The following is a 15,372-nucleotide window of genomic DNA, read 5'->3' as shown; positions in this document are numbered from 1 at the left end:
TATAATGGATTATAATCATCAATCTATCGAGCAAAAATGGCAAAAGTTTTGGGCTGACAACCAGACCTTCAAAACTTCTGAATCAACAGAAAAACCAAAATACTATGTTTTGGACATGTTTCCGTATCCTTCAGGGGCAGGTCTGCATGTTGGTCACCCGCTCGGCTATATTGCTTCCGATATTTTCTCACGATACAAAAGATTAAAAGGCTTTAACGTATTGCACCCAATGGGGTATGACTCTTTTGGTTTGCCTGCTGAACAATATGCAATCCAAACAGGACAACACCCTGCAATTACTACGGAAGCAAATATCAATAGATATAGAGAACAACTTGATAATATTGGATTCTCTTATGACTGGTCCCGCGAAGTGCGTACTTCTGATCCTGAATATTACAAATGGACCCAATGGATCTTTATGCAACTTTTTGATGCATGGTATAATAAAGAGTCTGACAAAGCTGAACCTATCTCCAATTTGATCTCTAAATTTGAAACTTCAGGCTCTGAAGGTATCAATGCTGAATCTGATGATGATGTTCTATCATTTTCCGCTGAAGAATGGAGAAATTTCTCGGACAACGAAAAACAAACCGAGCTCTTAAAATATAGACTGGCGTTTCTTAGAGAAAGTACGGTCAACTGGTGTGCAGCTCTAGGTACAGTACTTGCAAATGATGAGGTCATCAATGGTGTATCTGAACGCGGAGGATATCCGGTGGAACAAAAGAAAATGATGCAATGGTCTTTGCGAATCACAGCTTATGCTGACCGACTGTTGCGTGGCCTAGATACCATCGATTGGCCAGAACCTCTTGTAGAAATGCAAAGAAACTGGATCGGAAAATCAGTAGGAGCTAGCGTTAAATTTCCAGTCCCACAATTGAACGAAAATATCGAAGTATTCACCACACGAGTAGATACAATCTATGGTGTTAGTTTCGTTGTATTGGCACCCGAACATGAGCTAGTATCTGCTTTAACTACAGATAGTCAAAAAACTGAAATTGAATCTTATATAGATAAAACTTCTAAAAAATCCGAATTGGATAGATTGGCAGATACTAAAACTGTCTCCGGCGCATTCACAGGATCTTATGCCAAACATCCATTGACAGGAGAAGATGTGCAAATCTGGATTGCTGATTATGTATTAGCTGGATATGGCACCGGAGCCGTCATGGCAGTACCTTCAGGCGACCAACGTGATTACGTATTTGCAAAACACTTTAACCTTCCTATTATTCCTATTTCCGATTCTCAAGATATCTCAGAAGAAGCGGATCCGAATAAGGATGGAAAATATATCAATTCCGATTTCATCAATGGTATGACCTACCAGGAAGCAGTTCCTGCATTAATCGAGCGACTGGAAAACCTGAAATTAGGAAAAGCAAAAATCAATTTTAGGATGCGTGATGCCATTTTTGGAAGACAAAGGTATTGGGGCGAACCAGTACCGGTATACTTTAAAGATGGATTGCCCCATTTAATTAAAGAAGAAGAACTGCCTTTGCTATTGCCTGAGGTAGATAAATACTTACCAACAGAAACTGGCGAGCCACCATTGGGCCGTGCTGATGGTTGGAAATATCAAGATCAATACGAGTATGAATTGAGCACCATGCCAGGATGGGCAGGTTCTTCATGGTATTGGTTCCGCTATATGGACCCTAAAAACCAAAGTAATTTTGCATCCCAAGATGCTGTAGATTATTGGAAAGCAGTGGATCTATATATCGGTGGTTCTGAGCACGCTACAGGCCACTTGCTGTACTCTCGCTTCTGGAACAAGTTCTTGAAGGACCTAGGTTTCCATAATGAAGAAGAACCGTTCAAGAAATTAATCAACCAAGGTATGATTCAAGGTCGATCTAATTTTGTGTATCGTGTGCTCGACAACGAAGGGAAAGGAACAAATCAATTTGTGTCTTATGGATTGAAGGATCAATATCAGGTTTATCCACTACATGTGGATGTTAATATCGTCCATAACGATGTTTTGGACCTTGAGAAATTCAAACAGTCGCGTCCCGATTATAAGGATGCCGAGTTTATTCTTGAAAATGGTAAATACATCTGTGGCACTGAAGTTGAAAAGATGTCAAAATCTAAATTCAATGTTGTAAATCCTGACGATATCATCGAACAATATGGGGCAGATACCCTTCGTCTCTATGAAATGTTCTTGGGCCCGTTGGAACAGGCAAAACCTTGGAACACAAATGGTATTGAAGGGATATATAAATTCTTACGTAAGGTATGGAGATTATTTCATGACGCCGAAGGCAACTTCCGTGTTTCTGATGAAGAACCATCGAAAGCAGAATATAAAGCTTTGCACAAGATTATTAAAAAAGTGGAAGATGATATCGAAAGATTTTCATTCAACACCTCCGTTTCAGCATTTATGATCTGTGTAAACGAGCTGACTGACCTTAAAACAAATAAGCGCAAGATCTTGGAAGATCTATTGATTGTCCTTGAACCTTATGCACCGCATATTACTGAAGAACTTTGGTCATTATTGGGCAATCCTGCAGGATCTATTTCTTATGCTACTTATCCAGAATTCAAACCTGAATATTTAGTAGAAAGTGAATTCGCATATCCTGTGTCTATAAACGGCAAGATGAAAATGAACCTACCTTTGGCTCTTGACCTTGATCAACAGGCTGTAGAAGCAATATTGAATGATAATGCCGATGTACAGAGACTGTTGGATGGAAAACCTGTAAAAAAGGTGATTTTTGTAAAAGGAAAAATTATTAATATTGTTATTTAAGACTAATTAATATTTTTAAAATATAAAAAGGCAGACCTAATGGTTTGCCTTTTTTAGTATAATAGATGTAATATTTTACAAATAAAGTTAAATTTCATCTACCACCATCTGCAGTGCAGTTTTTGACCTGTAAACCACCTCAATAGTTGGTTCTTTCCTTGTTCCAGCTTTCAGTTTGACTTCTCCATGGACCGCAGCTTGAATTAGCGGATCCCTGATATCTCCAAAAGGATAGAGCTCCTCTGCTGAAAATTCATTAATGTTTATCTGAGGCTTTAATCCCGTTTTATAATTTCCTTCACCTTTGCTGTTGAATAGTTGATAGACAAGGGGAGACATAATCCATTTATATCTATTGCCGCTCGTTTCATTATCAGAAGTAATGTTGATGCTGGCCATATCTTTGCCCATAGTGGATTCACCAATCTGAATTACATCCATATAAGGCTTGAGGTTATTGATCATTAATTCGGATGCGGATGCCGACTGCTTACTACTTAAAATATAGATTTTTGAAAGATTTAAACTTTTTGATTTAATATCCTCTGCTTTAAATGAATATCCATCAGGTTGGGTAGAAAGAGCATCAATAAAACTGTATTCTTTTTTTCCAACTTTACTATTCCCTACCATATTGACAAAACGATCAGTAGGATTTACATTTCCAAGGAGTAGCGCACAGAATGCAGCATAAGATACTTGACCTCCAGGATTATAGCGCAAGTCCAGAATAACATCTTTTACCTGCTCGGTTTTAAACTTTTGGATTTCCCTGATCAGGTCATATCCGGAATCAAAATTAAAGTGACTGAGGTAGACATAGCCCAATTTTTTGTTATCAACCTCAATTGTTGTAGCCTTATAAATTCCGGGTTGTGCGATATAAGCTGAAGCAATCTTAAATTCTTTTCCATCCTTTCTCATCAGATTTAGTGAATTGCCATTTAATATTTTTTCAACTGATCTCGAAATATCTGCATTTAAGTTCAAATCATTGATCTTTAAGAGGACATCTCCTCGTTTAATTCCCATTTGCTCTGCCTGTGATCCAGGAACCACCAAGGTAACAATTGCTTGGATTGAGCCTTCTCTTTTCACCTGGATGAAATCAAAGCCAAAGCTGGTTTCAAAATTGTTTTTGTAACTGGCTAAGTTCATGTTTTGGACGATTGCAGAATAGTGATCATCCTTATGAAGTAAGTTCTGAAAGAATTGGATAGGATTATCAGAAAGATTATGACCAGATTGATTAATCTTCCAGAAATAATAATCATCCATGTTTTTCAATATCCATTGGTTTATGGCTTCATTACTACCAGAGTCATAATGGACAGGTTCCTTTTGACAGGAAAATAACAGACTCAATATTAGCAGGATAGCCACATAAAATTTCATGATTAAAGCTAAAAAGAATTAGTTGAAATTTTCCTAAATCTTAAATTTGATAGTTTAATTTAATATAAGATTAACATACCTATCGAAAAGATCGCCATGGTTTGTGTCTCCATCAACTATTCCGCCATGGTTGGTGTCTCCACCAACCATCAATAGCTCTAGAACCCTTGGTTAAACAATCATGTTACACAGATGGCAGTATTTCGCCATTGTTAGCACCCCATATCGCCATGGTTGGTGTCTCCACCAACCATCCGTAAATGTGGTAATCTTGGTTTAATCACATTGACTGTAGGGGTGAAACTATAATAGAAATGACTATTCCTCACTATTCAACCCTATTGGGGGACAGTATAAATTGCTGTATGATAGAAAATTACTCTTGCTCTGCGATAAACTAAATTCATTTAAAGCAAAAAATAGTTTCCTGAGCTAAAGCTCAGGAATGACACCTTCTTTTTTATAATAAGGGCGATTTTTAGGGAAATTTAGGTTCGGCGAGCCGCACCTAAATTTCCCCAAAAATCGCCCCCTTTCACACAACATGTCTGTCATTCCTAATCGCAAGATTAGGAAACTATTTTTATGATTTAGAAACAATAGTGGTCGGTGAAGATACCGACCACGGCGAACCACGTCCAACTCAACGCCATCACCTTGGCATGTTAGTTAAATTCCCTTAACTTAATGACATTGCCCAATGGGGTGTATGAGGTGTGTGGCCTTATATTTATAATAATTACCCAACAGGAATCGGTTGCCCGTCACGCGCGTCGTACCAAATTCTCAAATCTCACATCTCACATCTCATATCTAAATATTCTACTGGTTACTATTTTTAACAATTGATTAATTTTAGATGATTATATTTGATCACCAAACTTAACCAGATATGAACAGTTTTTTAAGATTATTGAGAGAGGAGGGTAGTCGGGATGCTTATACCCATATTTATAACCACTATGCTGACCAACTTTACCGTCATGCTTTGGTCCGAGTGAAAGATACTGTAATAGCAGAGGAAATCTTGCAGGAACTCTTTATTCAATTTTGGGATCGACGCGCTAGCCTGAATGACCAAATTGATTTGGACAAATATCTCTATTCAGCTATTAAATACAAAATCATTGACCATTTCAACAGATTGAAAACACATTCCACGCAATTGGACGAATTGGCGCAGCACTTAAAAAATCATGCTGAACAAAATCCGGACTACCTAAAGACTTATTTGGCATTGGAAAGGATCGTAGAGTTGGAACTCGAGAAAATGTCTAAGAATATGCGAGAAATCCTCCTTCTGAGATGGGAAAAGTACAGTATTCCCTGTATTGCAAAAAAAACTGCAACTCTCAGAACAGACCGTCAAGAACAATCTCACCACAGCAAAAAGAAGACTGAAACGAAAAATAGACGAGAATTCTGAGAATTTAGATATCATAATGATTTCTCAAATCAGTTTTGCGCTAATAGGTAACTTATAAAATCAGTTCACAAATTTTTTATCTATTCTTAACATTTTCTTGAAGTACAAATTGGCATTTCACAAGATATATAAGTGAACAAGCCAATAAAGAAATGAAAAGAAAAATCTTACATATATTATTAAGACAATATCTGAAAAATGAAGTTACCCAACGCGAGTCTGAATTGTTCGATAGTTGGTATCATTCCTTTGAAAATAAGGATGTTCCCCCTTTAGATTCAGACTCAAAAGCTAGGATATTAGAATCGTTAAATAAAAATATTGACAATAAGCCAACAGCAGTATCAGTTTCAAAAATAAGCACTCCTAAGTATATTATTTTCAAGGTAGCAGCATGTATTATCTTTCTTTTGGGTTTTTATATTTTTATCCAGCATGCCCAGTATAGTCCCAACATACCGAAAATAATCAAAAATGAGATCAGAACTTTCAGCAGTAAAATCGGTGAAAGAATCCGGATTGATTTGCCCGATGGTTCAATACTAACCCTGAACCCGAATTCCAAGATTAAGGTTGACATCGCAGGATTTCATAATGGTAAACGCCACATTGATCATATCCGTGGTGATGTATTTTTCGAAGTAAAAAGTGATAGCAACTCCATCTTTACGGTAAATGCAGGTGAACTGAATACAAAGGTTCTGGGAACTTCATTCATGATTAGTTCATACCCAGAACTTAATCAGCAGAAAGTTTCCGTTCGATCTGGATTAGTCGAGGTAAAATTAGGTCATAAACTATTGAGTAAGGTTTCGAGATCAGAAGAGTTGATCGTCAACCGATCTTCTCAAGAATTTAAGTTGGGGAATCTTGATATTATACAATTTAATAAACGTGATTATGGTCAATTGCTCCTAAAGCAAGTGACTTTTCAAGAACTAGCCATACAAATCAACAATTATTTTGGTATACAGATAACGACCAAATCAAAGAAAATATTAAGCCAAAAATATACGGTTCCTATAGATAAAAATAAGCCGATTCAAGATTTACTCAAAGCTATTGCTGAGCTACATAAAAACCAATATAGAAAGGAGGGTGAGCTGTTGATTTTTTATTAAAAAATAGGTCAATGACCGCCATCATTGACCTAAAATACAATTATTAATCCTAAAAATTTAATTAAAGAATTTAATACAAAAGCAAATCTATGCATTATTATTTACATATCAGATTATTGTTCATGAGAACATCCATATTTATAGTACTGCTAAATATCTGTAGTACACTGATTGCAAATCCCAGTAAAGGACAATTGCTGGAGACTAAAGTGACGGAAGAAAAACCAACCCCTAGTCTATTGGGATTGATAAATGAACTCGAAGAACAGTTTATACCATTAGTCTATGACCGAGAATTGATTGCATCGGTTTCTCAATCTCAAAAAACTAAAAACTTTATTAACAGACCACTTAAAGAAGTCCTGAGTTATACGCTCAAGAATTCGACCATAACATTCAAAGAAACTGCTGGCTATATCCTGTTAGAACGGAAGAAACAGCAGCATGGACGTCTGATCGGTAGGATATTGGACAATTGGGGAAAGCCATTGAGCAAAGCTAATATCCATGTGTTGGGCACGAATTATAAGGTAGAATCTTCGGTAGACGGGAGTTATGCGCTTAGTTTACCGACCGGAACATATAAAGTTCAAGTTAGCCATATCTCAAAACAAACTCAAGAAATAGCATCAGTGGAGGTCAAAGCTGGCGAATCAACAAAATTGGATGTTGCCATGATTGATCGTAGTTCAAAGATTGAGGAAGTAAGGGTAGAAACTACTTTCAAAAAGGCTTCCACAGCAGGACTCTATGCCGCCCAAAAGAATGCCGTAACAGTTACCGACGGTATATCAGCTGAACAGATTGCTAGAACGCCGGATAATGATGTGGGACAGGTACTGAAGAGAATTACGGGTTTAACCACTGTAAACAACAGGTCTGTCATTGTAAGGGGGATGTCTGACCGTTATAATCAAGCAATGTTGGATGGGATACCTTTGCCAAGTACATCGCAATTTAAGCGCGATTTTGCTTTCGATATTATACCCGTAGAAATGGTAAGCTCGGTCGTAGTAAATAAGACGGCAAGTCCTGAGCTTTCAGCTGAGTTTTCCGGAGGACAGGTCACTATAAATACCTTAGATATTCCTGATGCGAATTTTACATTGTTCCAATATGGATCGGGAACTACAAGTCAGTTAGTAGGTAAGGATTTCCTACGACTGGGGCAGCGCAGTACTTCAGAATATTTCGGATTACCAAGCAAATCGGCACAACAACCTAAAAATATTTTTGTCTGGAACACCCATACCGAAGCAATAAGAGAAGATGCAATTCCTTTAGGCGAAAAAACCAATGAAAAAGCAAGAGATCTCATGTTAAATTATCGCCATAATAATTTGACCTATAAAGATCTTGACGCTATTGAACAAAGCAAAAAACTCAATCCAGATGGATTTAAGTCCTATAGATATGGTGCTAATCCTAATCAGAATATTCGGATGACGATGGGAAGGGTATATGACCTCCGCAATAATTCGAGGTTTGGGTTTTCATTGAGCGGAAATTTCAGAAATGAACAAAACATCGTTGAATTTAATAATGTTAGGGGAACTATTGGACTTCAAAACTTTATGGACAGTGTAGGATTTGGAAAAAGGGGGCCTGGTCAATCTTACCGTTTCAACAGTAATTCGAGTGTAGTCGCAAATGTCGGCTATCAAACTTCCAGATTTAAAGCATCATTGAAAAATATGTATGCCCGAACATATGCAGACCATTTCAACCAGATCACCAGATTATATTATGGTGATTTAACACCTCCAATTGATAATCCAAGCAATTTGATTCGTGAGCAATATCAACAACCGGAGGCGATGTCTCTGCAACAGCATCAGTTGAATACTGAAGTTTCACTTCCATGGGGAATCAAATCTGATGTCATGTTTACCATAAATAAAATCAAACAGCAGATCTTGGATGAGAAAAGAATGCGCTATAATGTAACCACCAAGATTGGAGACACCTATTATTTCCAAAACCCAAATTTATTTAGGTTCGCTGCATCCACCAATGTTACTGAAAAATACGATTACAGAATGTGGACCAATATCAACCAAAGGGATTTGAATTGGGCAGCATCATTTTCCAAATCGTTTAAGATATCTGATTTTCTTGAGAACACAATGAAAATAGGATATCAGGGAGTCAATAAGTTCCGATCATTGGATGTCCTGGAAATGTTGCCTGCGACAAGGTCTTATGATGAAAACCCTTCCAATAGTAATCGTAGTGCACCACGTATTATGACAAATTATGCCGAATTGATGAAACACGAGAATCTCGGTAATGGAAATGGTCAAGCTTATTATTATGCAATGAATACTGGTGGAAGAATATCCTCAGGAGGCATGAATAATCATTCTGCCTATATCATGTTGGATCAAAAGTTATGGGATAAATTACGATTAGTATATGGGGCAAGATTGGAATTTTTTGACTTGGAAAACAGACAACAACAGCAGATCCTCGCATTGTTTGGACCAGATGCATTAGATGATCCAAAATACGCCTATAGACTTACTGTTGGAGATAAACAGACCCGTATCCTTCCATCCATTAACCTAACTTATCAGATAACGGATAATTTCAATTTCCGAACTTCTTTTTCCAGAACGGCTATCCGCCCCGATTTCCGCGAGACCGGTATGTTTGCTTTCTATTCTTTTGATATCAATGGTTATATCGGAGGGGAGCAGGTAGTTTCAACAATAGTAGAAAATACAGATATACGTTTGGAATGGTATCCAGGTCCCGGAGAAATTATATCAGTAACCGGCTATTATAAATATTTGGACAAACCAATTGAATTGGTTCAGGGTGAGAGGTATAGAAATCTTTATAAATATGCCAATATGGAATCTGCCACCAATATGGGCTTAGAAATGGAAATCAGGAAAAATTTTGGATTCCTATCGGAAAAACCATGGCTCAACAACCTGTTTATATATGCCAATGGTACTGTTTTAAAATCACATGTGAATGCTTTGTCGGCGTATAATTGGATCAATCCCCCGGGAGAAACAACAGCAGTCCGTATGCAACAAAGAGTACCAAGCCAGGACCGACCGTTAATGGGCCAGTCTCCTTGGTTGCTAAATCTTGGATTTGGTTATTGGGGCGACAAATTTGGAGCTACAGCTAATTATAATCATCGAGGTTATAGAACAAACCTGGGCAATATAGATATGAGTCGAGTTGAATTCGAATTAGCTCCTAGGCAATTGGACTTTCAGCTATACGGTCGCTTCCTCAAGAAAAAGCTCGAAATGAAATTTAATATAGCCAATCTCTTGAATGACTGGACCAGGTTTTATCGCAACAATTTATATTACTCACCCGGCGAAATAGCTGACCAAAAGGAGAGAGGGAATACCGTAGAAAGCAAGGGTGATGTCAGATATAACAAAAAAGACGGAGATATTATACTGTATCAGAGCAGGGAAGGGGTTCGATATAACCTGTCATTGACTTATTCTTTTTAATCAGAGCAAAATATAAATATTAAAAACCTGGACTGTAACCGAAAAGCTGCTAAGGAATACAGTTTGGTACACTATTTTATATAGCAGCAACCATAAAGAATCGTTATGAACACAACAAAAAAATTGTTCATTTTCGCATTGGCTGCATTCATGTTATTTGGATGTAACAAAGACAGATTGATGTCTCCAAAGGGAGATATGACTGCAGGATTACCTGCCAAACCACATGCCACCATTCCGGTTGACGAGAATGGCCTAATCACTAAATTGTATCTTTCAAATGATACCGTTTGGAAAATCAATGGCGTTGCTTTTGTTGAACCTGGAACAACCCTGACCATTCAAGAGGGTACATTTATTGTCTCTGGTGAAACCAAACCCTATTATGATGAAGAAACCGATAAGACTCATCATATCAAGGGAGTCTTGGTAGTTCCAAAAAATGCTAAAATCATGGCAATAGGAACTGCAACTGAGCCGATTGTATTTACCTCCGATAAAGCAGCTGGTGAAAGAAATACCGGTGACTTTGGTGGAGTTGTATTATTGGGAAATGCAATGATCAATCCAGGAACGGCAAGGATCGAAGGTATTCCAAAACCATTGAATGTAGATGTAGATTATGGTGGTCAAAATGACGCAGATAATTCTGGCGTTATGAAGTATGTGCGTATCGAATTTGCTGGTTACAATCTTTCCCAAGACAATGAAATCAATGGATTGACTTGTGGTGGGGTAGGAAATGGCACTACATTGGAAAATATCCAGGTTTCTTGGGGTAGAGATGATGCATTTGAATTCTTCGGTGGATCTGTAAATGCTAAATACCTCGTAGCAATCTCTACAGATGATGACGATTATGATTTTGACTTTGGATATTCTGGTACTATACAATACGCTCTTTCATTGAAAGACCCTCAATCCACTAACAGTTTGGATAGAACCGGTAAATCAGATTCTAACGGAATTGAGTCTGACAATAATGGTAAAGGCCTTCCAGCTGATCCAACTACAAGACCAGTATTGAAAAACTTCACTTTTATTGGTATCCAAACTCCAGCAACTGCTAAATCGAAATTGAAATATGGTAACCGCTGGAGAAGAGCTTCTTCTATGAATATTACCAATTCGATTATTGCAGGTTATGATATTGGTGCAAGCTTTGAATCCATCACAACTACTGGTTCTGTATTTAGCAATAATGTTGTACATGCTTATACTAATCCATTCAATGGTACAGTTCCGGGAACAGGAAATGCTACTGGAAGCGGATCATCTACTACCGCTGCTGCGGTTTATTTAAAGTTTGAAGGTGGTAATGATATTTTTTATACAACTAGTACTGCATCAACTTTTGAACCAGCTAATTTAATTCCATTGTCTACTTCTCCAGCATATGGTGATGGTTCGACAACTTATAAAGGAGCATTCAATCCATCATCGTCAACATTGTGGACTGATACATGGACACAGTTTGCCCCAAAAACCTATTAATATCAATTAATAAAAATAGCGAGTTGCCTTTGCAACTCGCTAATAATCAACTTTAAAATGAAAAAAGAATACAAATATATTTTATTAATACTTCTATTTATTATAATTTCTTCGTGTGAAAAGGGAGAATATTTAAATAAAAGCCAAGAATTCTCAACTATTAAAATAGATATTTTAGGAGATGTTATTTCTCCTAGTGCAGTAATTATTGATGGAAATAAATATAATTCTAGTAATTTTTTAATACCATTTGAAGAAAAGGACTCAATCGAGTTGTCTCTTGAATTTCCTGATCAAAAGTATAATTTCAAAAAGAAGATTCTAAATAAAAAAGGTGAAAATAATGTTTTTTTATTCTTTAATAATATACAGGATTCAACAATTACCATAGGACCACATCCCCTCGAAGGTGTTGAAGTTCCTGATGGATATGTGGCTGTGAAAGTTATGGGGTCAAATGAGCAGTTCTCTGATGAAAATGGAAATCTAAATTTGGGTGTTTATGACGTAATAGGAGAAATTGTTTGGGGACAGGAAGTAAATTATACTAAAAATCCAGTAGATACAATCGCAGGTATTACAAATACCTTCCCAGAGCATTTTACTCTCATAAAAAGACCTCAAATGGACAAATTGGTTCGTTTTAAATTTCTAAACAGTAAATATGAAGATATTTTAGTGAACGGTTCAAGAGTTTATGCCTTTAGAGGATTCCCAGAAGATCAAAAAGTTTTTATGTTTCAAATAACTGAAGGAGGAGCCCTGCGTATTAGGAGAGATCCTAATAGTGGCCTAAACAATGCTGATCGAGGATATAATGTTACCCCTGTGTTAAATTATTATATGTCTAAATAGATTTAAAAAATGCGTAAGATCAACTCAGTAAAACATGCAAAATTTATATTAATTATGCAGGAAATAGAGAAGATATTTTCTGATGAATCCATGTTTTCTGAAATGGACGCCTTAGATATACACTGTGAAAAATTAAATGCAATACATCAAAATTATCAACAAACCATTACTAATCTCGAAAAGATAATTGAAGAATATCATGCCGAATCCAAAGTCATAAGGCATCTTATGCTTTCTAAACCAATCCGAAAACTAAAACTCAAGAAAAATCAACCTGATAAATTTAAAGGTATTGTTAATCAGGTCAATAGTTTCATAAGTTAATGGGTAAGAGTGAAAAAACCGGGAGAAATTCCGGTTTTTTTAGCCCATCAACAATTCATTACTATGTTTCTTAATATTAGCCGCAATCTTGTCTATCGGCAAATCATCAGAGTCTTTCCCAAATGGATCTTCTATAGATTCGCCAATCATCTCCAAAGTCGCTAAAACATAAAATATAAAGGGTACGGCTGCCACCACAAAATAACCCATCGAAAATACCAATCCTATTGGTAGTGTTGCTGTATACAATACAATAAATGTCTTGATAAAGGCACTATATCCTAAGGGAATAGGCGTATTCTTGATTCTTTCACAAGCACCTGTTATCTCTGTAAGTGCTGTGAGTTCTTTGTTCAATACAATAAGTTGATCTCCTGAGATTTTCCCTTCTTTATAAATCAGATTGGTCTTTTTATAGATCAACGAGGCAACCTGGTTTGGTCCGTGTTTTTTGTCATCCAGGTCCTTAAGCTCAGGGTGATCATTCTCATCTAACATAAACTTGGTATAGTCCGAACGCAAATAATTGAACAGAGTTTCTGCAAATAGTGGAATTGATTTCTTGTAAAAGCTCCTGGTCACTTTATCCTCAGGATCCAAAAATGAATTCAGCTTAATCGCCAGGATTCTGCTCGTATTGGTCAAAGCACCCCATTGTTTCCTGGCTTCCCACCATCGATCATATGCAGTATTTGTCCTAAAAACCAACAACAAGGAAAGCACAAATCCCAATAAATTATGGACGGTAGTAATATTTCGCATCCAACTTTTGTCAGATAGTTTTAAATATTCAAGTTCATAATATGCTAATGCCCAAGAAACCAAAACGGAAATAATAAGATAGGGTAGAAGCCTCTTGAAAATTTTACTGGTAAAAATATGAGAAATGGTTTTCGACCAATCTTTGGGATTATAAACAATCATTGATAAAATTTTTTGACTATCAAACTTAAATAGCCTAATTTCACGCAATATGACAAAAAAGCGCAAAACAGTCAAGAAAAAAGTAGTCACCGAACAGGAGATTAAAAGAAAATTACTGTTTTGGAGCATTACCATTCCTTGTTTGATGGTGCTTGCAATTTTCGCATGGCAGCATCGTGCCGGATTATCTTATCTGATGATCAAGTGGTTCGAAAAAGATAAAATGATTGCTGAAGATAACAGCAAATATGATATTCGGAATATTGAATTGATGCGTCGTCATCAGGAAAAAATATTTGGAATCGATGTTTCCCAATATCAGGGTAATATTTCTTGGGATGAAGTATTGACAATCAATGATGAATTCCCCGTAGACTTTATCTTTATCCGTGCAACAATGGGAGAAAAAGCCAAGGATTCTAAATTCAAGTCTAATTGGAAAGAGGTAAAAGACAAGAACAAGCTCCGTGGAGCCTATCATTATTTTAGGCCAAATGAAAATTCTATTAAACAGGCAAATAACTTCATAAAAACCGTCAAACTTGAACCAGGTGATCTTCCTCCAGTATTAGACATCGAAGAAATGCCACGAAATCAATCTATGGATAGTCTGAAGACTGGTCTCAAACGTTGGTTGATTCAGGTTGAAAAACATTTTAAAGTCCGCCCTGTTTTATATTCAGGCGACAAATATTTCGCTGATTTCCTTGAAAAAGAATTCGCTGATTATACACTTTGGATTGCTAATTATAACTTCTGGGTCGAAAGTCCCAAAAAACATTGGAATTTTTGGCAATTCTCTGAACGTGGGACAGTGAAGGGAATTAGAGGTCCGGTAGACCTAAACCTTTTTAATGGGGATATTGAGGAATTGGAGAAAATTTGTTTGAAATAGGAAGTTGGTGAGGACACCAACATTAAATAATTAATTATGGCATCTTTTAACGAAATAATTCAGAAAAATTCATTGGTTTTGGTTGACTTCTCGGCAGCTTGGTGTGGACCATGTCAAATGTTGGCGCCGATTTTAAAAGAGGTAAAAGACGAACTTGGAGACAAACTCTCAATTATCAAAATTGATATTGATAAGAATCAGGCGGTAGCATCCAAATTTCATGTTCAGGGAGTACCAACTTTGATTCTATATAAGGATGGAAATCAGGTTTGGAGACAGAGTGGCTTACAACCCAAACATGAACTCCTCAAAATTATAAATTCGCATTCTTAATTAATGAATACAAAAAAGGCGCAGTATAATCTTGAGGGCACTGAAAAAGTCTCAACTTTTTAATGAGATTTAAAGAAATGACTGAGTACAGGATTTATCTTACTCGGTCATTTTTGTTCTAAGGATTTCTGAAAATTTGTTTTTTAATGGTTTTATTGAAGGTTTAATCGACCATGAGTGGCTATTTAGGCTTTCAGAATCTCAAATCCATTGATTTTGAGGTAATATTCCTCCTTTTTAGATCAATTTCAGGATTCTTTTCAAGTTTACCGTGAAGATGGCCATTGCACCCTGCATTTCCATATTTTGGATGCCATAGGAATCTGCTCTTC

At 36.7% G+C, this 15,372-nt stretch carries 11 protein-coding genes; 9 read left to right on the top strand and 2 right to left on the bottom strand.

Translation table 11 applies throughout. The features are described 5' to 3' along the window. The first annotated feature begins 4 nt into the window (after positions 1-4). A complete protein-coding gene (leuS, locus tag CRT24_RS09955) occupies positions 5-2,788 on the top strand; it encodes a leucine--tRNA ligase (RefSeq protein ID WP_099371090.1) in 2,784 nt (927 codons plus the stop codon). Positions 2,789-2,875: 87 nt separating this feature from the next. Here leuS and CRT24_RS09950 read toward each other — a convergent pair whose 3' ends face one another. Continuing rightward, positions 2,876-4,183: a S41 family peptidase gene (locus CRT24_RS09950; protein ID WP_099371089.1), complete on the bottom strand. Its 1,308-nt coding sequence runs from the start codon at positions 4,181-4,183 to the stop codon at positions 2,876-2,878. 892 nt (positions 4,184-5,075) lie between these two features. Here CRT24_RS09950 and CRT24_RS09945 point away from each other — a divergent pair. The 6 genes from CRT24_RS09945 (at position 5,076) to CRT24_RS09920 (ending at position 12,888) form a co-directional block, all read left to right on the top strand. After that, positions 5,076-5,609 (top strand): RNA polymerase sigma factor, encoded by a 534-nt coding sequence (locus CRT24_RS09945; protein ID WP_099371088.1) that lies wholly within the window; start codon positions 5,076-5,078, stop codon positions 5,607-5,609. A 152-nt stretch (positions 5,610-5,761) separates the two neighbouring features. Next, positions 5,762-6,730, top strand: coding sequence for a FecR family protein (locus CRT24_RS09940; protein WP_099371087.1), 969 nt, complete (start codon positions 5,762-5,764; stop codon positions 6,728-6,730). 89 nt (positions 6,731-6,819) lie between these two features. Further along, positions 6,820-10,215: a TonB-dependent receptor gene (locus CRT24_RS09935; protein WP_099371086.1), complete on the top strand. Its 3,396-nt coding sequence runs from the start codon at positions 6,820-6,822 to the stop codon at positions 10,213-10,215. Between the two features lie 105 nt (positions 10,216-10,320). After that, entirely contained in the window at positions 10,321-11,709 is a 1,389-nt protein-coding gene (locus CRT24_RS09930) for a hypothetical protein (protein WP_257214015.1), read from the top strand. 57 nt (positions 11,710-11,766) lie between these two features. Next, positions 11,767-12,564 carry a hypothetical protein gene (locus CRT24_RS09925; RefSeq protein WP_099371085.1) on the top strand — a complete coding sequence of 266 codons (798 nt, stop codon included), beginning with the start codon at positions 11,767-11,769 and terminating at the stop codon, positions 12,562-12,564. Positions 12,565-12,573: 9 nt separating this feature from the next. Beyond that, positions 12,574-12,888: a hypothetical protein gene (locus CRT24_RS09920; protein ID WP_099371084.1), complete on the top strand. Its 315-nt coding sequence runs from the start codon at positions 12,574-12,576 to the stop codon at positions 12,886-12,888. 39 nt (positions 12,889-12,927) lie between these two features. On the opposite strand, the gene CRT24_RS09915 is transcribed toward CRT24_RS09920, so the two are convergent. Continuing rightward, on the bottom strand, positions 12,928-13,812 hold the full coding sequence (locus tag CRT24_RS09915) for a bestrophin family protein (RefSeq protein WP_099371083.1): 885 nt from the start codon (positions 13,810-13,812) through the stop codon (positions 12,928-12,930). A 49-nt stretch (positions 13,813-13,861) separates the two neighbouring features. Here CRT24_RS09915 and CRT24_RS09910 point away from each other — a divergent pair, with 49 nt between their 5' ends. Both CRT24_RS09910 and trxA read left to right on the top strand, forming a co-directional pair. Further along, a complete protein-coding gene (locus tag CRT24_RS09910) occupies positions 13,862-14,707 on the top strand; it encodes a glycoside hydrolase family 25 protein (RefSeq protein WP_099371082.1) in 846 nt (281 codons plus the stop codon). 36 nt (positions 14,708-14,743) lie between these two features. Then, positions 14,744-15,040 carry a thioredoxin gene (gene trxA / locus CRT24_RS09905; protein WP_099371081.1) on the top strand — a complete coding sequence of 99 codons (297 nt, stop codon included), beginning with the start codon at positions 14,744-14,746 and terminating at the stop codon, positions 15,038-15,040. Positions 15,041-15,372: the final 332 nt, after the last annotated feature.

The sequence above is a fragment of the Sphingobacterium sp. 1.A.5 genome, assembly GCF_002734235.1.
Taxonomy (GTDB): Bacteria; Bacteroidota; Bacteroidia; order Sphingobacteriales; family Sphingobacteriaceae; genus Sphingobacterium; species Sphingobacterium daejeonense.
Note: the sequence above shows the minus strand (reverse complement) of the source record. Positions and strands in the feature narration are given on the sequence as shown.